We start from the raw sequence: 20,766 nt of genomic DNA, 5'->3' as shown, positions 1-20,766 counted from the left end.
CTCCTCTTCGCGGGGCGACCGCAGAAGACCGTTAGGCTTGTGGGGTCACAAGCAGAGCTTGTGGGAACGGGACGATCGTGAGCGACTTCGAACTGCCTGATCTGAAAAGTCTGCAGACTCTCGCGGCCGTGGCAGAGTTCGGCAGTCTCACGTCTGCTAGCACGAACCTCGGGGTGACCCAGCAGGCGGTCTCCTCGCGCATCCGCGCCCTGGAAGTCCGCACCGGATCCGAGCTCGTGACCCGGTCGGCCCGTGGTTCCCAGTTGACCGAGGCGGGCATGCTGGTGGCCGGTTGGGCGCAGGATGTGCTGGATGCTGCCGACCGGTTCGAGGTGGCGGTCAGAGCTCTCCGAGACGCACGTCATTTGCAGCTGCGGGTCGGCGCGAGTCTGACGGTCGCCGAGCACCTCATGCCGGAGTGGTTGGTTGCGTTCCAGGCGGGGAGCGGGCATCCGGCTGCCGTCGATCTGGCCGTGGCGAATAGTCGTAGTGTTGTTGAGCAGGTGCGCGCGGGTGCCCGCGACATCGGGTTCATCGAGACCCCCGACGTGCCTTCCGACCTCGAATCGCGGGTCATCGGGTTCGACGAGCTTGTTGTCGTGGTCGGGGTGAACCATCCATGGGCGCGGCGTCGACGCGCGGTCAGCGCAGCAGAGCTCGCCTCGACCGCCCTGGTGGTCCGTGAAGAGGGTTCCGGCACGAGGCGCACGCTCGAACTCGCCCTCGGAGCGCTCGAGTCACCGCTGGTTCCGGATGCTCCCGCTTTGGTGTTGCCAACAACGACCGCGATCCGTTCCACCGCCGCCTCGGGTAGTGCGCCCGCGGTGCTGAGCTCACTCGCCATCCGCGACGACGTGACGCTCGGTCGCCTCGTTCGGGTTCGTATTGCGGGACTGGCGCTGAAGCGTCCGCTCACGGCGGTGTGGGCGCGCAGCACAACCGGCCTGCCGGAGAACGCCGAGCGACTGCTTCTGATCGCCCGGACGCATGCACGCTGAAACGACAGGGGTCGCGGGGAGAGCATCGAAGCTTGATCGCCTGGAAGAACCGCATGTGGCAGCCCTGAACGCACTCGTTCGACGGCTGCGCACAGCCGACCACGGCGCCCGGGTAGTGCCATGGGTCGACCCCGACAGTGGTGGAGTGCAAGCACGAGTGCTGGTGCTCTTCGAGAGCCCGGCGAATCTGACGGCGAGCGCCAACTCTTCGGCTTTCAGTTCAGAAGACAACGTGAACCCTACGTCGCGGTCATTCAAAGCCGCGCGTCTAGAGGCTGGAATGTCGCGTGGCGACTACGTGCGGTGGAACGTGGTCCCTTGGCCACTGTTCGACGCAGCCGGCGGGCGCCGCGTACCCAACGCCGACGACCTCAACGACGCGCAACCTGCTCTTGCTGCCATCATCGCTTTGATGCCGAGCCTGACCTCGATCGTGACGTTTGGTGCGACAGCGCTGACCGGGATCATGCGGTACTACACCCTGCATGCTCAACCGGTCATCGTGCCCGTGTTGGCGGCGCCGCACCCATCACCCGCGAACGGGCACCGGCGGGCCGAGAACCACGTGCGCGCGGTCAACGCGCTGCGCCGATCACTTCGCTGAGTCGACGCCATCGGGTCTGCTGACGATTCGGTTTCTGTCGTCGCGCGGCGCGCGGAGATACCCAACGCGGACGCCCTCGCCCGCTCGAGATGTCTTCAACCAATGCGTGTCAAAACGCATGCGATCCAAAACAGCCCGACTCCTGATCCCCGCCACCGAGCGACCACAGAACACCGCCCTGTACCGATCAACTCCACACCGCTAGATGGAGCGGTTTCCACGAACTCGCTGCGACGTCGCCAAAATCCCGTAAGACTAGTTCGCTCTAAAATCCCGTAAGCGGCCCCCCTTGCGGTACAGTTCTGATTACCAGCCCTTGGAGGAACCGTGCCACGCACTCTGGTGTGGATTTGATCGATACGTGGCGGTGTTCTGTGATCGATAATTGGCGCGTGGGGCCAGTGACTACATGTCGTCCTTCGTGACGGGTGGTCGCCTTGCCCGCGTGCCATTTCGTCCACGCGAAGCTGTCCTGGTGGGAAAACAATTTTCTACTTGACGGTCAGGTGTCAAACGTGACAATTTATTTACATACGGTGAGACTCCTGTCCCACTGTCGGGATCCGAGCCCTAAGCTCGGTTTTTTTGTGCCGATTTCATGGGTCTGAGCGCGCACAGTGCCCTCACCTGCGCTGTGGCCGACTGAGGCGGATGGCTATCCCGGGAGTCCTGGACGTAGGGCTTGTGCTGCTCGATCGAGAGCGTCATCCAAGACGCGGAAATAGGCCCAGCGACCGCGTTGCTCACGCATGGCCAGGCCGGCGTCGACGAGTTGCTTCATGTGGTGCGAGACGGTCGGCTGCGACAGTCCGACCGGTTCTGTGAGATCGCAGATGCAGGCCTCCCCGTCCTCGCTTGCAGCGATCAGGGACAACAGGCGGATGCGCGTCGGGTCACCGAGGGCCTTAAATGTGCGGGCGAGCTGTTCAGCTTCTTCCGCACTCAACACCCCGCCTGTCACCGGGCTGCAGCACGCAGCGCCGGCCTCGGTCGCCAGCAGGGGAAGAATGATCGTCATGACCCGATCTTCTCACGTCGTATTGACATCTGTCGATAGATCGATCAGTCTCGATGCATCGAACATTGTCGATCTATCAGGAGTTGTCATGCAGAAGAACGAGCTGCCCGTCGTCGTCATCGGGGCAGGCCCCCAGGGTCTCGCCGCCGCCGCGCACCTGGTCGATCGCGGCCAGGCCGTGCTGCTCTTCGAAGCAGGCAAAACCGCAGCTGCAGGGGTTTCGGAGTGGGGGCACGTGCGATTGTTCTCGGAGTGGGGTGAGCTTGTTGACGCGGCAGCGGCACGGTTGCTCGGGCCCACCGGCTGGCAGACTCCGACGGCGGGATATCCCACGGGTGCGCAGTGGATCAGCGGGTACCTCGCCCCTCTTGCCGCGGTCCTCGGCGAGCACATCCGATACGACTCTCGCGTGGTTGGCGTATCTCGTCGTGGCCGCGACCGTTTGGTCGACGCGGGCCGGGCAGAGCAGCCCTTCACCGTGCATATCGAAGCTGCCGATGGCACCGAGTACCGGGTGGATGCACGTGCGGTGATCGACGCATCCGGCACCTGGTCAAGTCCGAACCCCGCCGGGGCCGATGGATTGCCCGCGCTCGGAGAGAAAGCGGCCGCAGATCTGCTTGACTACCGCATCCCGGACTACCGAATGCGGACGGAGTACGAGGGCCGACACAGTGTCGTCGTTGGATCTGGCCACTCGGCAGTCACCTCGGTAATCGCGCTCGGCCGGATCGCCCGTCGCGACCCGGCGACGAAGGTCACGTGGGTTCTACGCCGAGGGGTGGTCGGGAACACCTTCGGCGGTGGTGCGGCTGACGAACTGCCGGCCCGGGGTCAGCTGGGCATCACGGCGAAAGAGTTCGTCGACGCCGGCCTGATCGACATGGTGACCGGCTTCCGCGTCGAACAGATCGCCCGTGACGGTGACCAGGCGGTACTCACCAGCGAGGACGGCCGCAGCCTGGCCGCAGCCGATCACGTCGCCGTGCTCACCGGTTTCCGCCCAGACCTCTCGTTCCTATCGGAACTTCGCCTCGAGCTGGATGCGACCCTGCAGGCACCGATCCGGATCGCGGCAGAAATTGACCCGAATCTTCACTCGTGCGGTTCAGTCGCAGCGACCGGGGCCCGTGACCTCGCTCAGCCCGAACCCGACTTCTACCTGGTCGGTGCAAAGTCTTATGGGCGCGCCCCGACCTTCTTGGCCATGACCGGGTACGAGCAGGTGCGCTCCGTCGTGGCCGCGCTGGCCGGTGACCATGAAGCGGCCGCCCGGGTCGAGCTGCAGCTCCCGGATACCGGGGTCTGTGGCGGGGCGGGCTTGTTCGACTCAGCCGGCACCGGAATCGGCGGGAGCTGCTGCGCCCTGCCGGAGAAGCAATTGATCCAGCTCGGCCGCGCCCCGGCATCCGTCTAGCGGGTCAGCAGTTCCGCCTCGATGCGCGCCGCGACCGCCTCGCGCATCGGGCGCACCGCCTCGGCATCCCAGGATTCGGGATTGGCGAAAGACCACTCCAGCACTTCACCGCGGGGCGTCGACGGCAGCGCCAGTCCGGGCTTCATGAGCACCACAATGTCTGCCTCGTCAAGGTCGGCCGGCGTGACGGCGCGCGGCACGTTGCCGGAGATATCGACTCCGAGCTCCGCGACCGTCGCGGCCACCGCCGGGTTGACGACGTCAGCCGGCGCAAGTCCAGCTGAGCTCGCGTTGAACCGGTCGCTGCCGAGGTGCCCGAGAAGGGCTGCGCCGAGTTGGGAGCGGCCGGCATTGTGCTGGCAGATGAGCAAGACGGTGGGTGTGGCGGTCATGATTTCTTCCGGGTTAGGATGCGACCAGGCGGGGCGCCAGGTCGTCAATTCGGTGCTGCAAGTCATCGAGGACGGCGTCGAATGCGGCATCGGTGCCGATCCGAACAGGGTCAGGGATCGACCAATGCGCCCCCTCGCGCAGGCCCAATTCTTCGTGCGCGTTGTCGCACACGGTCACCACGAAGTCGCCGGCAGCGAGCACATCGGGCAAAGCTTGGGGACGTACGCCGGGAAGGGTCAATGAGTGGCGGGCGGCTGTGGCGATCGCGCCCGACGCGATCTGCTCGGCCGGGTGAGTGCCGGCCGATGCGGCGGGGATGCTGCTGACCCTGTTCCACAGGGCAACGGCGAGTTGCGAGCGGGCCGAGTTCGCGGTGCAGACGAACAGCACCCTCCGCGCTGACCCCACCGCACCAGGCACGAGCCCCTCCAGAGCGTGCTCGGTCAGCCGCACATAGGAGCGCCGCTTGTCCGCCTCGGAGCGGTGCCGGGTGAGCATACCCACCGACTCGAGCACGTTCAGGTGGTGGGTGACGAGGTTCGAGCGCATGGTCAACGAGTCGCTGATCTCCGATGGGGCCAGCTCGCCGACGGTCAGCAGGTCGACGATGCGGAGGCGCGCAGGATCGCTGAGCGCGGCGTGCTTCGCAGCACGCCACTGCAACTCGTCATTTCGCTCAATATTCATTGTTTCAATCTTGACTGAACTACCCTGCGCGAGTCAAGATGAGGTCGACATGAAAACCTCTCAGACCCACACCCCGCACTTTCGGCCGCATCTAGCGCGCCGGGTCGCTGCCGAATTCGTGGGCACCGCGCTGCTGGTGACCGTGGTTGTGGGATCCGGGATCGCCGCGCAGCAACTCTCGCCCCGCGACGTCGGCCTGCAGCTGCTCGAGAACAGCATCGCGACCGCCCTCGGCCTGGCCGTATTGATCCTGATGCTCGGCCCGGCGTCGGGTGCGCACTTCAACCCCGTCGTCTCGCTGGTTGATTGGCTCATCGGTCGCCGCACGAAGACCGGATTACCGACCAGAGACCTTGCCCCGTATCTGTTGGCGCAGATCGGAGGAAGCATCACGGGCACACTTTTGGCCGGCATCATGTTCGACACCGCGCCCGCCTTCTCGACCACCGTCCGGGCATCGGGCGGGCACCTGGTGGGCGAGGTCGTGGCCACGGCGGGCTTGGTGCTGCTGATCTTCGCTCTCGCCCACACCGGTAAGGGTCACGTCACCGCGGCCGCGGTCGGTGTGTATATCGGGGCGGCGTACTGGTTCACCAGCTCGACGTCGTTCGCGAACCCCGCCGTGACGATCGCCCGCATGTTCACCGACACCTTTGCCGGCATCGCTCCGGCATCCGTCGCCCCGTTCATCCTGGCGCAGCTGCTCGGCGGAGCCCTGGGGCTCGGTCTGCTGTTTGTGTTCTACCCGGCCGCCACCCACACCGCTCGCGATGTCGTTGTTACTCATCCTGTCAAAGCCCACTGAAAGGCACCCATCCTCATGCATCTTGTAGCAATCGGCGGAAGCGACGCCGGAATCTCCACCGCACTCCGCGCCCGCGAACTTGACCCCAGCGTTGACGTGACCGTCGTCGTCGCGGACTCCTACCCCAACTTCTCCATCTGCGGGATTCCGTACTACTTCTCCCGCGAGGTGAACCCGTGGCAGTCCCTCGCACACCGCACCCACGCGGACCTGGAAGCGACCGGTATGCAGCTCCGGCTCGACACCCTCGCCACCGGCATCGACGTCGCCGGCCAACAGCTCACCGTTCGGGACGCGAACGGGCAGGAATCGACCATCGCGTACGACGAGCTGATGGTCGGCACCGGAGCATCCCCGTCGACCGCGGGCATCGCCGGCGTCGGCCCCGGCGGGCTCGGCCCAGACGACGGTGTGCACGTGCTGCACTCAATGGGCGACACCTTCACCCTCGAGCGCTACCTCGACGGGCACCAGCCCGAAACCGCGATCATCGTCGGCGCCGGCTACGTCGGCCTCGAAATGGCCGAAGCCCTCACCATCCGCGGCCTCCGCGTGACACAGCTACAGCGCGGCCCCGAAGTGCTCTCCACCCTCGACCCCGAACTCGGCTCCCTCGTCCACGACGAACTCGCCCGACACGGCGTCGACGTCGTCACCAACGCCCGCGTCGAAGCCATCACCCGCACGGACGGCCGCCTCACCGTGACCGGCTCCGAAAACGGCCAGGGCTACGCCCGTAACGCGGACGTTGTTCTCCTGGTCGTCGGCGTCCGCCCGAACACCAGCCTGCTTACCGGCGCCGGAGCTACCACCGGGCCCGGGGGCGCTGTCGTCGTCGACGAGCAGATGCGCACCGGCCTGCCCCACGTGTTTGCTGCAGGTGACGGTGTGGTCACCCACCACCGTCTTCTCGGTATCACCTACCTCCCGCTCGGCACAACCGCGCACAAGCAGGGCCGCGTCGCCGGAGAAAACGCGATCGGCGGCAACACGCGTTTTGCTGGCAGCCTCGGAACTCAGGTGGTGAAAGTCTTCGACCTCGTAGCCGCCCGTACCGGCCTCCGGGACCATGAGGCCATCGCTGCCGGCTTCACACCTCTCAGTGGCACCGCAATCGCGGATGACCACAAGGCGTACTACCCGGGATCGAAACCGCTCAGCATCCGCATCACCGGCGACGCTGACACCGGGCTCCTGCTCGGGGCGCAACTCGTCGGAGCGCGCGGCGCCGAAATCGCCAAACGCGTCGACACCTACGCCACCGCCCTGCACCACAGCATGACCGTCGACGCGATGAGCGACCTCGACCTCTCCTACACGCCCCCGCTCGGCTCACCATGGGATGCCGTCCAGGTCGCCACCCAAGCATGGACCCGAGAGCTCCGAGCCACGACCCTAGCCCGGACCTAACAGCGGCAGTCAGAAACCCCCGATATTGCGCAGGACCAGAGGAAGCCGGATACTGGTCCTGCGCCTTTGTTGCGCGGAAAAACCTTGGTCGGCCATCGAGCCGGCCTTTTTTGTTCCCGGCTCAACCACAGATCAGCGGAGAACCGTTCGCAGTATCGGGCGCCGCCTCATGGATGGCATCGAACCCGAGCTCGTCGAGCGAGCGCGGCACACGATCGAACACACCCCGGGGTTTCTTGCCGTGCCTTCATTGCAGCTGCGATGGGTCGGCCACCGACTCCAGGGCGCTGCCACGATAGCTGTCGCTGACATGCCGATCTCAGCCGCCGAAACGATCGTGCACGACATCAGGCACGAGATCTCACATACCCTTCCGAACCTGGATCATCTGACCATCTCGACGACAGTGGAGATCACGAGGTAAGGTTCGTGGATCCAATTTGGTCGATAGCCCTCAGCGCAGCCAGCAGCGTCCTGCTGCGGTCTCAGTCTCACATTTGAGGCGATTATGCTGCCTCTCGTGATGACCACCAACGTGCTGGGACTGGTCCCAGCGTCGATTCCAAGCCCGCCGCCGGAATGGGCCTCGTTCTCTTTGGGCCCGTTGACCGTTCACGTGTACGCGCTGTGCATTCTCAGCGGCATTGTGGCTGCCCTATTTATTACCCAGCGGCGGCTCTCTGCCCGAGGTGCAGGGAACGGGGTCGTGCTCGACATCATCATGTGGGCCGTACCGATCGGCATTGTGGGTGCACGTTTTTACCATGTGTTCACTCACCTCGGCGACTACTTCTACCCGGACGCGAACTTGTGGTTGGTATTCGCCATCTGGGACGGCGGCAACGCCCTCTACGGTTCGCTGCTGGGCGGGGCAGTCGGCGCCTACATCGGGTGTCGGCGACACAACATCCGCTTCTGGTCTTTCGCCGACGCCGTCGCCCCGGCTTTGCTCGTAGCCCAGTCGTTGGGACGCATCGGAAACTACTTCAACCACGAATTGTTCGGGCTCCCGACCACGCTGCCGTGGGGGCTAGAAATCTTGCCGACCGACACAATGTTCCCGGACGGTCTGCCGGCCGGGACCCTGTTCCACCCGCTGTTCCTCTACGAGATCATCTGGAACCTGACCGGATTCGCCGTCCTCCTCCTGCTTGAGCGCCGACTTGCCCTCCGCTGGGGCCGCACTCTCGGCCTTTACCTCGTCTGGTATGGACTCGGCCGCAGCTGGCTCGAAGCGATTCGCATCGACCCGACCAGCGATGGGTTCCTTGGGATCCCTGCAAACATCTGGGCATCCTTCGCTGCCATCGCTGTCGGCACGATCATCTTCATCATCCAAGGCCGACGCCACCCCGAGACCGAAAAGTCCATCTTCCGAGTTGAACCCGCGCTGGCTACAAGCGACACGGACCCCGCCGCAGAAGCCTCACCGCGAAAATTCGGCACTGACACTCACATCCTCAGGCCCTAAACCGCATACCCAAGTGACGGAGTATCTCCTGTGGCAACTCCCGCCTGGTAGATGCGTTCGATGTCTGCCCCAGCCGGTGGTGCGCATGGGGCGGAGGTTCACCGACTCGCTCGGGTCGGGCGAGTTTGAATCGGCTATTGCGTGAGACCAGAAAGGGACGCATACTGGTGTCACGCCTTTTGTGCGTGGAAAAACCTGGTCGGCCATCGTGCCGGCCTTTTTTGTGCCCTCCCGGCCGCACGTCGACGGCGCAGAGAACCTGCTCAAGATGTTTGACTTCACGGCGCTGCCACCCCTCCAGCCACAATGAGCCGATTGGTCATCGACGATCACCCGCCGGCCGATGCCGGCTTTTTTGTGCCCGGCCGGGCTATGAGCAATCTGATGCTCCCTGGCCCCCTCCTTGCTAGCCACCGCTCCTTTCTGGTCGTTGGCTTCTCAGCTCACCTCGCCACTCGGCGAGGTGCCATCAGGGCGCGTTCGCGCGTCCGTTCTCGCGGAGGTCTCGCATGACGAACCTGCTGCCCGAGTCCACGGAGGAGGTGAACCTTTTGATCGCTTTTGTCAGCGCAACTCCCCAGCTGTTGACGATTGTTGTCTTTGCCCCACTTGTCTATGTCGTCGTCTTCGGTAAGAGCAACAAACCGGCTAAGCGCATCGAGAAGTTCATCAAGTCGTGGAACCGCACGCCCAAGGCGTAGCGCAACTCGAAAAAGCACCCTCCTCCGCGAGGGGAGAGCTCTGTCCAAAAACGTCTCGAAAAGCAATAGCTTTTCGAAACACCGTGTCAATGCCGGAACGACAATTAGCCCGTTGCGCCATTCCACGGCGAGATCTGTCTTAGAAAGGCGTCTCACCGCAAACTGTCTCAGCGTAGCGACTGATAGGGGTTTCTGAGTCAGAATGACCTTATGAGACTTCTGGGGTACACGCGGGTTAGTACGTCGGGCCAGGACGCCCAGCTGCAACTCGATGCTCTCGTCGCGGCCGGCGTTCAAAAGCGAGATGTGTTCGCGGACGTCACCTCCGGGAGTAAGACCGCGATCGAGCGTCGAGGGATGAAGAAGCTCCTCGAGCACGCGGAGTCCGGCGACACGGTTGTGGTGTGGCGAGTCGACCGCCTCGGCCGCTCCCTGATCGACGTTCTGAATACCGTGAACTTGCTACGCGGCCGCGGTATCCACGTGCGCTCAATATCTGACGGCATCGATCCGGCGACGTCGACGGGCCGGCTGATGCTCAACATGCTGGGCACGCTCGCCGAGTACGAACGCGAACTGATCGTCGAGCGAGTCAACGCCGGGATTGCCGCCGCCAGGCAGAGCGGCACCCGCTTCGGCCGGCCCCTATCTGACCTCGTAGTCATCGCCGACAAACTCGCGGTCGCGGCCGATGCTCGAGCGAAGGGACGCACGGCCGAAGACGCCGCACGGCTCGTCGGCTGGAGTCGAGCAACTCTCTACCGTCACCAGCACGCCGTGGCCGGCCGCGAGAGCCACACCGTGTAGCGATGAAATGAACGGCGACGAGCTATGGCGAATCCTTCGACTTCCCATCGAAGACCAGATACCCCTCGCCGTTCTCATCCGCGATTCCGGAGTTGAATTGCGAACACTGCAGCGGTGGCACCAGCTGTACCGGGACGGCGGCGGCACCGCTCGCGACTCTCACCCTCGCACGGACACCGGCACCCGCCCCACTGCTGCCGAGAATGTGACGTTCATTGAAGGGCTCGAACTGACCGGGCCTCGCCCTGCCCTTGCGAAGCTGCGCCGCCTCGCTGTTGATGAAGCAGAACGGTCGGGGTGCTCGGCGCCGAGCTGTGCCACTGCCGGGCAGAACGTCCGGGCGCTGGATCCAGCGCTTGTCATCCTCGCTTTGGAGGGACCGACCTCCTATCGCAACAAGCATGAACTCGTGTTTCGTCGCCGGGCAGAACGTCCGAATCAGACCTGGCAAGCGAACCAAACTGAACTCGACGTCCTCATCACCCGTGTCGGCGGAAAGCCGGACCGGCCCTGGCTGACGATCGTGATGGACGACTACTCGAGTGCAATATGCCTATACACCGTGTTCACCGGCGCACCCTCGGCAATCGACATGGCCCTCGCTTTGCGCCAGGCGATCTGGCGCCGTCTGATCACGCCGGATTCGGATCCAGTCGACGTTCATCAAACATTCTGAGTGCGAAGCTGAGTGCGAGCGTGGCGGCCGCGGCGGCAGGGCCAATGTCGTTGACCAGGTCGCCACGCAGCAGCGAGTACTTACCCCCGGTCGGAGGTTGGATAATGGTGTTCTGGTCGAGACGCATGGTGGCGAAGCCGCGGGAACCGAGCGCTGCGGCGCTGCCGCTGCGCCAGATGTGGTTTACGCCGCCCTGTACGAGACCGTCGTCGTGCGCTGCTTGGGCGACGCTCTCAATGATGCTCGTGTTGTTGATCCGGCACTTATCCACCTGCAGCCCCGGTTTCAGCACGTCAGAGATGGGCTGCAGCTGCGCTTGTCGCTTAAGCAGGAGTTCGATCATCTGCCCTTTCGCGGTGCGCGCGGCGTCTGTCGACGCGAACGCCTCTCGCACCATGACCAGCTGGGTTCGTACATCGTCTGCCAGGAACTGAAGCGCCCGAAGCTGACGCTCCGAGCGTTCCGTAGGTGTCAATATCCAGGCGGCATGAGAAGCCGCCAACAGTGACGTGCGGAGCACTGTCAGGTAGGCCGTCGGATACAGCGTGCTTGTCTCCCTCATGGCGGTCAGCGTGAAGTCCAGATGCTCGGTTGCCGCGGCAAGGCTGTAGCCGACGAGATTCGAGATGCTGAACGCTTCGAAGGTGGCATCGTCGCCAGTTAGGTCGCTTCCAGGGTCAATTGTGGCCGGTGCACCCTTGAATAATTGCTGCCACTGGGTCGCTGCCTCGGAGATCCTTCCAAGCCGGGCCTCCCAGGCTTTGTACTCATCGGTCTTGATGTTGTCCACGGTGCCAACTCCTGGTTCGGGGCGAGTGCGACTAACGCTACGCGTCTGTGCCGACGCTGCCCTTTCTGATTTGTGTATAGGCAGATTGAAAGGATCTACCGGCGAGTTCGAGCTGCGAGGGCGAACTGGAAGCAGTATCTATTGAGTGCTGCGTCAGGTCCGGAGCGGCTGAGTGCAGCAGCGGGAAGCTCACGTGCTCTCAGTAACTCCTTGCGACGGGTTTGCGAAGTCCAGCACGCGACGGTTGCCTACATCCTCCGTGCTCCTAGCGGCGTAGGAAGCGGCCTACCGCCGCGGTCGAGGAGCTGGATGCTGGAGCCCATTGGGATGCGCCCCGGCGGTTCGGGCTCGACAATCGAGAAACCGTCACCGGGACCAATACTTGCCCAGTCCGAAAGATCTGGTTCTGCCGCTGGGGAGAGTCGCGCCAAGTCTGTGAGCAGGTCGGGTAGGTCTTCAATTTTCTCGGTGACTGTCGTGCCGTAGCGATCGGGTGCTCCGGAACGGCGCAGCTGGTGGAGGGCATCGCGGTCACAGATGACCACGTCGCAGAGGGGAACGGCGACGCTGAGTGCGTCGATGTCGCGCAGCATGTTCCATGTCCAGGGGCGGCTCGGATTGCGAAACAGATCCCGCTTCATATCGACGGCAATCCGCATCGTCGGTACACGGTCGCTGAACGACATCATCTGGGCGCGGGAGTTCGCTTTGCTCCCGGTCGCAATAGAGCCGAGAGACAGGCGGTACTCGTTCAGGATCGTCTGAAGTGTAACGCCGTACTCGTGCATGATTTCGCGGGCAAAGAGTGCCACGCGCAGTTCTTCACGGGACTTGATCTTCACGGCCTGATCGACGTACGACTCCTCCCAATCCAGCCGGTTGCCCACGTTGCTCTCGAAATAGCGCGGATCGACGTAGCCGAGCTTTTCAAGAATCGGGATCTCGGCGTCAGCGGGGCCGGCCATGAGAGCGAACTCGCAGTATTGGTTGAGCTGACGCGTCCAGTTCGGATCGACTGACTTCACAACGCGCCCATCAGGATCGACGACGGTCATGAAGCCCTCTATGCCAGTGAACGACCAGTGCACGCCGAGGCCAAGCATCTGAAGCGGTGCTGGGCGGAAGGTTGGGCGTCCGATTGTTTCATGTAGCGCCGTCAGGAGCTGATGGCGCACCAGGTCGGACTGCTTCCGAATTGTCCGCCCCATAGCGATAGGAGCCATGACGCGCGCGATTTCCTTGCGCTGTGCAGGGTCAGCGATGCGGATGGTCTCTTCGTAATGCGTTGCCGATAGCGGGAAGGCGACGCCTGCCTCAGCGGCGGTTTTCAGGGACTCGAGGAGGGCGACATCGGACGGCTTGAAGGGCCGACCCACGTTGGCTCGAGCAAGGCGAATCCACACCCACTGATCGAGATAGACCGAGGGCTTCGCTGTCTTGAACCGTCCGTCTGTGCTCGTGTGTTCCACCTAGAGAAACTCCCGCAGTCGAGCGACCGCCGCCTCGGCGGTCGCGAATGCACCTAGTCCGAAGACCAGGTCCGCCTGGAACGAGTCGTCGGTATGACTCAGCCGGTACCTATCGGATCCCTGCTCGATGCGACACGGTGTTTCCTCGAGCGTGCCGTCGATCTCATGGACCACCCAGTAGTGGTCGTCTTCGATACCGCGCGCTAGGACCAGCACGGTCTTACTGTTCCTGCTCGAGCTGACCCGAGCGGATGATCTCGAAGATGTTGTCGCGGTAACGGGCGGGGACGCGGTGCCTAACGCCCGCCTTCATCTCCGTGACAAGTTTCTTGATGGACTCGGCGTGGTGGAAATCCCCGCCGGCCGCGAAATACGCGCGGAGCCATTCGTTGACATCGTAGGGATACCCTTCGGCGTAGAAGGCACGAACCAGCTGCACGACCGCTTCCTTCCCCCGCCCTGAACTGAGGCCGTTGTATTGGTGGGAGATCATCATGGTGCAGGCCTCGACCATCAAAGGGTCGGGCAATTCCCTCGCCGCACCGGCGTGCAGGTCAAGCGCGCCGTGGCCATCGAGCCAGGTTCGGACGATGTCGAGCGGCCACCAGACCAACACGAAGACTCGGCTCACCGCTCCGGATTTGACCGCAGTTCGCATTGATTCGAGGGAGCGCTCGTCGCGCGGATGTAACACCACGACGGCATGGTCGACGCTCTTTCCCTCGCACGCGAAAGCACCGAGCTCCGAGACGTCGAACACAATGCGCGTGGCCTTGTCTGGGGCGATGAAACGAGCCGCTTCGAGGTCGACGCTGCCGTCACCTCCGTATTTTTTCATTTCGGTCATGGCGAGGAGATAAGGTTCCTCGCCAAGCCAATCGCGGATCGCGGCGCTTTGCGACACCATCGCAGTGGCTTGCTGCGCCCAGTCTTCCCGCGTCATGTACGCCAATTCGGTCATGGACATATCGTGTCAGAGACCCCTGACGTCCAGGCTTGAGCGTCATACTCGGTCATCCACTCCTCGTCGATGTGCGATGTAGAGGATCCCATCCGGGTGGTCCATCGCTTCCGATGAGGATGCTCAGCATGGCTTACACCTCCAGAAGACCAGGCTCAATCGCGCGCAGCAAGCGATGCATTCCCGAGGAAGGATTATCACTTGGAAACTTCGTGCCGTCGTTTCGATGTTTTGCATCCAAGTCGATCGCGCGCATGGTTGCGGCGGCACGAAGCGGCAGATACACGGCGTGGTCGAGGTGCTTGTCTGCTACGCCGTCGTGATCCCTACGTAAGCGGCGTGCGCCATCGTTGTCTAGAAATCCTTCGGTGTTTGCGTGATGCAAAATTAGCCATAACTCGAAATTTGGGTTGGAGATTGCAAGCTGAATTCCGTGGTTTTGTGCCAACAACTTTGCTTCGTTCAAATGCGGGTGATGCTTTGGCCATTCGACGTCGAACACACACCAAATTTGGTCAATCTCGTCGTTCTTTGATTGAGCCTCCACGGCAAGTTCGACTAGCGTCAACGGCACCCCCCGTTGACTGGCAATCTGGAGGTCAACCGCATTCGCGGTCTTGACTTCGGGCAAGCTCTTGAGCGCGTTGAGGTACTCAACTTCGGTGACCTCGCCTTCAGTGAATATCAAGAATGTTCGCCGTTCCGGCAGCTTCGCGACGGGGCGTTTGAGCCCAGAAGGTTTAGGCGTCCGCGCCAAGACGATCTCCCCCAGCAAAGCCCATCGCCACAAGCACCTGATACTTGTCAATATCGGGCAGCGCCCCAAAGCGACCTTGAAGGTAGCCGCGCTCAAGGTTGTGCGATCTTCGAACTCGATCCCCGGCAAAATCCGACAACGCGCGCAAGGTCGTCATGCCATTCGACTGTTTTTCAGTGAGCCATACTTCGTCCCGATTGAGGTGGTTCAACAGGGTCGTGTCGTGGGTTGTGAAGATGAGCTGCGCGCCCATTCGATTAGTTGTCGGATCTTGAAACAGGGCGATCAGCTGTGCAGTCAGTGTTGGGTGGAGACTCGCGTCTATTTCATCGAAAAAGAGCACAGAGCCACGCCCGAGAGCCGTCAGCGTTGGCCCGATGAGGTTGAACCATGTTTGAGTGCCTGCCGACTCCTCGAAGAATGCAAATGATGCGTTCTCGCGATCAGTGCGATGTACCATCCGCACCTGATCTCGCGGACGAAGCCCGCTCGCCGTATTGTCCTTGGATAACGTGCTTTCTTCGGGTTCCTCGAACTCGACATCCGAAATCCCCAAATCAGCCATCTTCAGCAAAGCCAAAGCGCGCGCGCGGTTAGTTGTAAGCACGTCGTCCTCGACGAACATTTCGAGTTGCTCTTGATCGGCCTCCTCGAACCAGCGCTCGGTTCGCGCAGAAGGAACGACGAAAGCACCCGGCCCCCCAAAACCCCTACGCCTACGTCGCAGTGATTGGCCGAGGAAAGTGTAGGAGGCTACATCGTCTGCGAACGCGACTATGAATGAGTCGTTAAACCGTCGCGCCGCGGAAAGGGCGAGCGTCGATGGGGTCAATAATTCCCGAGTTCCCGCTGCACCCTTGATGCCTCGGGCAAACTTAATGCTGTTCTGCTCGCGCTCAAAAATATTGCGACGGCGTTTCTCTGGATAGTAAGAGAGAGCTTCATACTCAACGCCCTCAGTTCCGATCTCGAGCTGGTACGAATACCGTACGCCGTCAACGACGGAATCGAGATCAAAGGTCGACTGCGACGTCATCCCATCTTCGAAAGCAAAAGGCTCTCGGGGAATGACGTTTTCCCAAAGACGAAGAGATGATTTCACGGCACTGCTTAACCACGAGATCGCGGAGATCACATTCGACTTCCCTGATGCGTTCGGTCCATAGAGACCGGCAACCGTGAGTACCTTTTCGTTTAGGAGTTCAAAGGATCGAGCCGCATCCCGATCTTCGTCGACGGCTATCAGTGAAAGCTCGACCTCCCTAAAAATTGAGCGGTGGTTCGCCACGGCGAACTTCAGAAGCATCGCGACATCCTTACATGCATAGTGTGAGTATAGGGGCGATTCTGTCATTTTATGACGATAAGCAGCGTCTAATCGCATGAAATGTCGCGGTTGCGCCTTGAGTGATCTTTACAACTTTGCGGTTGCCGCCTCCGAATACACTCAATCGACACAGCGATTCATCAAGATATATCGCCGATAGTTGAACTCATGTCGCAAGGGGTGGGTGATCGCTCGTTACGGCTTGAGTACTTTGTGTTTGTAGATCCAGAGCGCGGGCCAATCGGACTCTGACGTTACTGGATCGATCAGATACGGATCCAGCCGTACATTCGCCCTTTGACCACATCATCCAGGTATCAGAAGGCGACGGGGCGGCATTGTGTTCGTGAACCGTTGTTGCGGGTGCTGCACCCCGCAAAAACCCCCCAACTCGCGGTCATTCCTCGTTTTCGGGTGTCAGTCTTGTCATCCAACAGAGCCGATTTTCCGGCGATTTCTGGAATTTTGAGGCTGTATCAACCCCCCGACAATGAGTTCAAATCCCACCGGTACCGCCATGATCAAACCCCCTGCTTCTCCTTGCTCAGCGAGGAAGTCAGGGGGTTTCGTCGTTCCCGGTTGCGAATATCGACGAGTGGCCGAGCGCCATCTCGGCCAGAATGACCTGAAAGGCATTCCCGCACCAGGCCCCGGAGGCACACCGTGACCACATCGGTCCGATCCGTCATCACACGCATCCCCGCGACCCTCATCCTCGCCGCCGTCGTCCTCGTCATCGGAGTAGCAGGCCAGGGCCTCTGGGTGTCGACGCCGAAGCAGCCGTGGTGGGAGTCCGTCGCCTACGGCCTGCCCGCGCTTCAAGATGGCCGGTGGTGGACGCCGTTCACGGGCACCTTCTTCGTGATCACCCCCTGGACCTACGCGGTCGCGATAGCGGGCTTCGTCTTCGTGGGGCTGTTGGAATGGCGCCGCGGAACCAGGGTCGCGATGACCTACTTCTGGGTCGGCCAGATCGTCGCGGTCCTCGCCACGGCGGCGTTCCTCTGGGCGGCCAGCCTGCTTCCGTGGCCCTGGGCCGTCGATCTCGCCGGCATGCTGGATGCCGGCCCATCCGGTGGCACCATGGCGTGCTTTGCCGCCTGTGTCAGCCTGTTCCCGTCGCCGTGGCGACAGCGCGGCTGGCTCATCGTGGTCGGCTATGCGGCCATCGGCGTGCTGTTCCTCGGCACGCTCGCCGATCTGGAGCACGCGTTCGCGGTGATCCTGGTGCTCGCCGTCGACAGGTCGTTTCACATCAAGCGGGCGAGCCTCCGCGAGCGGCGGCTCCTGGCCTTCGCCGGGGGCCTCGCGCTCGGGGTCATCCAGATTCTGACCCTGCTGGTGCCGACCAACGGGCCCTTCGGCCCGACCGCCCCGGGAGACGGCCCCTTGCTGGAGGCCACGATCGACGCCGTGGTGATCCTCTTCGTCGCCAACGGCCTGCGTCTCGGGCGGCGCTGGGCCTGGGTTCTGACGATCGTCTGGGCGCTCGTGAACCTCGCCGTCGCCGGGCTCTATCTCACCTTGTCGATCGTGGTGGATCCCATCGATCTGCCCCTGGGCCTCGGAGACGTTGACGTCTTCCTCGCCACAGCCGTGATCTGGGCAGCCTTCCTCCTGTACCTCATCGCAACACGCCACTCCTTCGGGTCTCGCCGTAAACGTCCGCTCGGCTCTGGCGAGGAGCGGCATGGACAAGGCGCTCCAACGGCCGACGATGCCCGGCAGATCATCACGCAATACGGCGGAGGCAGCCTGTCGTGGATGACGACGTGGGAGGGCATGGAGTATTTCCGCACAGAGCAGGGGCTCATCCCGTACCAGAAGCATGTCGGCGTGGCGCTCGTGCTCGCCGACCCGCTGGGACCGGAATCGGCGGCCGCAGCGAGCATCGCCGAGTTCGTGAGCGCGGCTGAGCGCGACTCCCTCATCCCGTGCTTCTTCAGCTCGAGCCGGCACACCCGCGACAGCCTTCCCTCCGGATGGCGTGACCTCATCATCGCCGATGACACGATCGTCGATCTCCCCGGTCTGGCCTTCACGGGCAAGCCCTGGCAGCACGTCAGGACAGCGATCAACAAGGCTGACCGTGAGGGCATCACGTTCCGCATGACCACCCTGGCTGAGGTGACCTGGGGAATCCGCCAGCAGCTCCGCGCCATCTCCGAGTCGTGGGTCGGCGACAAGGACCTGCCCGAGATGCGGTTCACGCTGGGCACCCTGCAGGAAGCGGAAGACCCCGAGGTGCGGCTCGCCCTCGCCGTGTCGCCGAACGGAGACGTCGACGGCTTCCTGAGCTGGCTGCCGATCTACGGGCCCGAGGGAACCCACACGGGCTGGACCCTCGACCTCATGCGACGGCGCGACGGCGGTTTCGGCGCGGTCATGGAGTTTCTGATCGGATCGTCGGCGCGCACCTTCGCCGAGGAGGGCGCGTTGATCGTCTCGCTGTCAGGCGCTCCGTTGGCGCATCAGGCGACCGATGACGAGGGCACGATCGCGCACCTGCTCGGTCAGCTCAGCGGCATCCTCGAACCCGTCTACGGATTCTCGTCGTTGCACCGGTTCAAGCAGAAGTTCAATCCGCGCACCGAGCCGATCTATCTCCTCTACCGCGACGAGGGCGACCTCACCCGCATCAGTGCCGCGCTGACACGCGCGTTTCTGCCCGATGCCACGCTGCGTCAGTTCGCGGGCGCGGGCATCGACATGCTGCGACGCGAGTGACCGGATGCGGCAGGGCCGCGCGGTCGGGCCGGTACGCGGCCGGGCGTCGGTCGGCACGTGGCCGGGCTCCAGACAGCCGCGCCACGCCGCTGCACTTCTGGCCGACGCATGCCCGCAGGTCAGGCCGGCGCGCCGCCGCCCGGCAGCCCGGCCGCGCCGAGCCGCGTGGCGCCGCGCGAACGGGCGCGCTGCTCCTCGAGCGCTGCAGCGAAACCCGACTCCCAGTCCTCGGCCACGTCGATGCCGAGGCGCCGCGCTTCCTCCACGGAGAGCTCCTTCGGAAAGCCGTGCGTGTCGGACAGGCGGAACACGTCGAGGCCGGTCAGCGTCGACCCCTGATACTCGGCGAGGGCGCGGAGCCCGCCGGTCAGCGTGCGCCGAAACGCCGTCTCCTCCTTCACGAGTACGGCGATGACCTCGTCGCGCGCGACGGCTACCTCGGGGTAATCCGAGGCGTACAGATCGGCGATCACGGGAACGACGGTGGAGAAGAAGTTCTCGGACAGGCCCAGCGAGAGCGCGAACCTGATGGCACGGCGCAGCAGTCGCCGCATCACGTATCCCTGCTCCTTGTTCGACGGGCGCACGCCGTCGACCGCGAGGAAAGTCGCTCCGCGCAGGTGATCCGCGATGATCCGCATCGCCGCCGTCTCGTCTTCGTAGCGGCGACCCGTCAGCTGCTGCAGCGACTCGATGATGGGCCACAGCAGCGAGATGCGGAACACATCATCGGAGCCGATCGAGGCCGCTGCGATCCGCTCCAGGCCGCCGCCGAAGTCGACGTTGCGCTTGGTGAGCTCCTCGAACGAGCCGTCGTCTCGCCGCCGGTACTGCATGAAGACCTGATTGCCGATCTCCATGAACTGCCCACCGTCGCTGGCCGGATGTGCCAGGCCGTACGACGCATCCTGATGTTCTGCGCCGAAGTCGTAGAACACCTCGCTGTCGGGCCCGCAGGGGTCGCCGATCGGTGTGCCCTCGAGCGATCCGCCGCGCGACCACCAGTTCTCGCCGCCGTCGTAGAAGAAGATGCGCTCGCCGGGCCGCACACCCCGGGCGTCGCCATCCGCCTGCGAGCCGATCTCGGCGATGCCGTTCGAGACGCCGCGCTCGGCGAAGACCGACGCCCAGATGGATGCCGCCTCGTCGTCGCGCGGGATTCCGTTGGCGGGATCGCCGATGAAGCAGGTGACGTAGATCTTCGCCGGATCCAGGCCGACCACGTCGACGAGGAAGCCGTAGAACTGGCGGATCTGCGTCTCCTTGAAGTAGTCGCCGAGCGACCAGTTGCCGAGCATCTCGAAGAACGTCGTGTGCCGGTTGTCGCCGACATCGTCGATGTCCTGGGCGCGCACACACGGCTGGCTGTCGGTGAGGCGCACGCCGGCCGGATGCTGCTGCCCGAGCAGGTAGGGAAGGAGCGATTGCATGCCGCTTCCGTTGAATAGGGTCGACGTGTCGCCCCTCGGAACCAGAGGCGCCCGCTCGATGACGGTGTGCCCCCTCTCTTCGAGGTACGTCAGGAACGAGTTGCGGATGTCATGGGCGTCCATCGTCCAAGCGTTCCACACGAGCCGCCCGATCGCGTAGCTGCGCCCGTTCCCTGAGCCTGTCGAAGGGCCTGCCTACGTTCCCTGAGACTCTCGAGGCATCCGCCCAGTCCCTAGCGGAGCACAAATCGGTCGACACGCCATCGCTCGAGCTGTGAGAGCGGCATGTTGCTCTAAATGTGCGTCTGTAGGTTGCAG

At 63.2% G+C, this 20,766-nt stretch carries 21 protein-coding genes; 11 read left to right on the top strand and 10 right to left on the bottom strand.

Annotated features, from left to right (window positions below; translation table 11 throughout):
• The first annotated feature begins 77 nt into the window (after positions 1-77).
• Entirely contained in the window at positions 78-998 is a 921-nt protein-coding gene (locus ASF06_RS06480) for a LysR family transcriptional regulator (protein ID WP_055944839.1), read from the top strand.
• Positions 988-1,602 (top strand): uracil-DNA glycosylase family protein, encoded by a 615-nt coding sequence (locus tag ASF06_RS19105; protein WP_082500750.1) that lies wholly within the window; start codon positions 988-990, stop codon positions 1,600-1,602. The genes ASF06_RS06480 and ASF06_RS19105 overlap by 11 nt, the downstream gene beginning before the upstream one ends.
• Positions 1,603-2,257: 655 nt before the next feature.
• Here ASF06_RS19105 and ASF06_RS06470 read toward each other — a convergent pair.
• The gene (locus tag ASF06_RS06470) at positions 2,258-2,620 is read right to left on the bottom strand and encodes an ArsR/SmtB family transcription factor (RefSeq protein WP_176223270.1); all 363 of its coding nucleotides are present in this window, start codon (positions 2,618-2,620) and stop codon (positions 2,258-2,260) included.
• A gap of 88 nt (positions 2,621-2,708) precedes the next feature.
• Between ASF06_RS06470 and ASF06_RS06465 the strand changes: the two genes are divergently transcribed.
• Positions 2,709-4,037, top strand: a complete 1,329-nt coding sequence (locus ASF06_RS06465; protein WP_055944835.1) for an FAD-dependent oxidoreductase — start codon at positions 2,709-2,711, stop codon at positions 4,035-4,037.
• Here ASF06_RS06465 and ASF06_RS06460 read toward each other — a convergent pair.
• Both ASF06_RS06460 and ASF06_RS06455 read right to left on the bottom strand, forming a co-directional pair.
• Positions 4,034-4,429, bottom strand: coding sequence for an arsenate-mycothiol transferase ArsC (locus tag ASF06_RS06460; RefSeq protein ID WP_055944834.1), 396 nt, complete (start codon positions 4,427-4,429; stop codon positions 4,034-4,036). The two genes, ASF06_RS06465 and ASF06_RS06460, sit on opposite strands and share 4 nt — an antisense overlap.
• 13 nt (positions 4,430-4,442) lie before the next feature.
• A complete protein-coding gene (locus tag ASF06_RS06455; protein WP_055944830.1) occupies positions 4,443-5,117 on the bottom strand; it encodes an arsenate reductase/protein-tyrosine-phosphatase family protein in 675 nt (224 codons plus the stop codon).
• Between the two features lie 49 nt (positions 5,118-5,166).
• On the opposite strand from ASF06_RS06455, the gene ASF06_RS06450 reads away from it, so the two are divergent.
• From ASF06_RS06450 to ASF06_RS19405, 7 genes are all read left to right on the top strand, one after another.
• Complete coding sequence (locus ASF06_RS06450; RefSeq protein ID WP_055944827.1) at positions 5,167-5,922, top strand: aquaporin; 756 nt, start codon at positions 5,167-5,169, stop codon at positions 5,920-5,922.
• Positions 5,923-5,937: 15 nt separating this feature from the next.
• On the top strand, positions 5,938-7,332 hold the full coding sequence (locus tag ASF06_RS06445; RefSeq protein WP_055944824.1) for an FAD-dependent oxidoreductase: 1,395 nt from the start codon (positions 5,938-5,940) through the stop codon (positions 7,330-7,332).
• A gap of 169 nt (positions 7,333-7,501) precedes the next feature.
• Positions 7,502-7,756: a cation transporter dimerization domain-containing protein gene (locus ASF06_RS06440; RefSeq protein WP_055944821.1), complete on the top strand. Its 255-nt coding sequence runs from the start codon at positions 7,502-7,504 to the stop codon at positions 7,754-7,756.
• A 99-nt stretch (positions 7,757-7,855) separates the two neighbouring features.
• Complete coding sequence (gene lgt / locus ASF06_RS06435) at positions 7,856-8,803, top strand: prolipoprotein diacylglyceryl transferase (RefSeq protein ID WP_082500838.1); 948 nt, start codon at positions 7,856-7,858, stop codon at positions 8,801-8,803.
• A 509-nt stretch (positions 8,804-9,312) separates the two neighbouring features.
• Positions 9,313-9,504, top strand: a complete 192-nt coding sequence (locus ASF06_RS06430) for a hypothetical protein (RefSeq protein ID WP_055944818.1) — start codon at positions 9,313-9,315, stop codon at positions 9,502-9,504.
• Between the two features lie 210 nt (positions 9,505-9,714).
• A complete protein-coding gene (locus ASF06_RS06425) occupies positions 9,715-10,311 on the top strand; it encodes a recombinase family protein (RefSeq protein WP_055778319.1) in 597 nt (198 codons plus the stop codon).
• Positions 10,312-10,318: 7 nt separating this feature from the next.
• The gene (locus ASF06_RS19405) at positions 10,319-10,987 is read left to right on the top strand and encodes a hypothetical protein (protein WP_156351697.1); all 669 of its coding nucleotides are present in this window, start codon (positions 10,319-10,321) and stop codon (positions 10,985-10,987) included.
• On the opposite strand, the gene ASF06_RS06415 is transcribed toward ASF06_RS19405, so the two are convergent.
• The 6 genes from ASF06_RS06415 to ASF06_RS06390 all read right to left on the bottom strand — a co-directional run bounded on the left by ASF06_RS06415 (position 10,944) and on the right by ASF06_RS06390 (position 16,270).
• On the bottom strand, positions 10,944-11,777 hold the full coding sequence (locus ASF06_RS06415) for a hypothetical protein (protein WP_055944815.1): 834 nt from the start codon (positions 11,775-11,777) through the stop codon (positions 10,944-10,946). The genes ASF06_RS19405 and ASF06_RS06415 overlap by 44 nt on opposite strands.
• A gap of 248 nt (positions 11,778-12,025) precedes the next feature.
• Positions 12,026-13,246, bottom strand: a complete 1,221-nt coding sequence (locus ASF06_RS06410; RefSeq protein ID WP_055944812.1) for a hypothetical protein — start codon at positions 13,244-13,246, stop codon at positions 12,026-12,028.
• On the bottom strand, positions 13,247-13,462 hold the full coding sequence (locus ASF06_RS06405) for a hypothetical protein (protein ID WP_055778308.1): 216 nt from the start codon (positions 13,460-13,462) through the stop codon (positions 13,247-13,249).
• Between the two features lie 4 nt (positions 13,463-13,466).
• Complete coding sequence (locus tag ASF06_RS06400) at positions 13,467-14,207, bottom strand: hypothetical protein (RefSeq protein ID WP_055779767.1); 741 nt, start codon at positions 14,205-14,207, stop codon at positions 13,467-13,469.
• A gap of 133 nt (positions 14,208-14,340) precedes the next feature.
• A complete protein-coding gene (locus tag ASF06_RS06395; protein WP_055779765.1) occupies positions 14,341-14,964 on the bottom strand; it encodes an RloB family protein in 624 nt (207 codons plus the stop codon).
• Positions 14,948-16,270: an AAA family ATPase gene (locus tag ASF06_RS06390; RefSeq protein WP_055778305.1), complete on the bottom strand. Its 1,323-nt coding sequence runs from the start codon at positions 16,268-16,270 to the stop codon at positions 14,948-14,950. The genes ASF06_RS06395 and ASF06_RS06390 overlap by 17 nt, the downstream gene beginning before the upstream one ends.
• 684 nt (positions 16,271-16,954) lie before the next feature.
• Here ASF06_RS06390 and ASF06_RS06385 point away from each other — a divergent pair.
• Positions 16,955-19,018, top strand: coding sequence for a bifunctional lysylphosphatidylglycerol flippase/synthetase MprF (locus tag ASF06_RS06385; RefSeq protein WP_235500922.1), 2,064 nt, complete (start codon positions 16,955-16,957; stop codon positions 19,016-19,018).
• Positions 19,019-19,137: 119 nt separating this feature from the next.
• Here ASF06_RS06385 and ASF06_RS06380 read toward each other — a convergent pair whose 3' ends face one another.
• Complete coding sequence (locus tag ASF06_RS06380) at positions 19,138-20,571, bottom strand: alanine--tRNA ligase-related protein (protein WP_055944809.1); 1,434 nt, start codon at positions 20,569-20,571, stop codon at positions 19,138-19,140.
• Positions 20,572-20,766 lie beyond the last annotated feature (195 nt).

This window comes from Agreia sp. Leaf244 (assembly GCF_001422695.1).
Classification (GTDB): Bacteria; Actinomycetota; Actinomycetes; order Actinomycetales; family Microbacteriaceae; genus Agreia.
The sequence above is the reverse complement of the archived record's forward strand: the minus strand, read 5'-3'. Positions and strand labels throughout refer to the sequence as shown.

Bases quoted from the DNA above. Each gene is read 5' to 3' on its own strand.
- ASF06_RS19105 (WP_082500750.1), top strand. From the start codon at position 988: ATGCACGCTGAAACGACAGGGGTCGCGGGGAGAGCATCGAAGCTTGAT.
- ASF06_RS06470 (WP_176223270.1), bottom strand. From the start codon at position 2,620: ATGACGATCATTCTTCCCCTGCTGGCGACCGAGGCCGGCGCTGCGTGC.
- ASF06_RS06465 (WP_055944835.1), top strand. From the start codon at position 2,709: ATGCAGAAGAACGAGCTGCCCGTCGTCGTCATCGGGGCAGGCCCCCAG.
- ASF06_RS06460 (WP_055944834.1), bottom strand. From the start codon at position 4,429: ATGACCGCCACACCCACCGTCTTGCTCATCTGCCAGCACAATGCCGGC.
- ASF06_RS06455 (WP_055944830.1), bottom strand. From the start codon at position 5,117: ATGAATATTGAGCGAAATGACGAGTTGCAGTGGCGTGCTGCGAAGCAC.
- ASF06_RS06450 (WP_055944827.1), top strand. From the start codon at position 5,167: ATGAAAACCTCTCAGACCCACACCCCGCACTTTCGGCCGCATCTAGCG.
- ASF06_RS06445 (WP_055944824.1), top strand. From the start codon at position 5,938: ATGCATCTTGTAGCAATCGGCGGAAGCGACGCCGGAATCTCCACCGCA.
- ASF06_RS06440 (WP_055944821.1), top strand. From the start codon at position 7,502: ATGGATGGCATCGAACCCGAGCTCGTCGAGCGAGCGCGGCACACGATC.
- lgt (WP_082500838.1), top strand. From the start codon at position 7,856: ATGACCACCAACGTGCTGGGACTGGTCCCAGCGTCGATTCCAAGCCCG.
- ASF06_RS06430 (WP_055944818.1), top strand. From the start codon at position 9,313: ATGACGAACCTGCTGCCCGAGTCCACGGAGGAGGTGAACCTTTTGATC.
- ASF06_RS06425 (WP_055778319.1), top strand. From the start codon at position 9,715: ATGAGACTTCTGGGGTACACGCGGGTTAGTACGTCGGGCCAGGACGCC.
- ASF06_RS19405 (WP_156351697.1), top strand. From the start codon at position 10,319: ATGAACGGCGACGAGCTATGGCGAATCCTTCGACTTCCCATCGAAGAC.
- ASF06_RS06400 (WP_055779767.1), bottom strand. From the start codon at position 14,207: ATGACCGAATTGGCGTACATGACGCGGGAAGACTGGGCGCAGCAAGCC.
- ASF06_RS06390 (WP_055778305.1), bottom strand. From the start codon at position 16,270: ATGCTTCTGAAGTTCGCCGTGGCGAACCACCGCTCAATTTTTAGGGAG.
- ASF06_RS06380 (WP_055944809.1), bottom strand. From the start codon at position 20,571: ATGGACGCCCATGACATCCGCAACTCGTTCCTGACGTACCTCGAAGAG.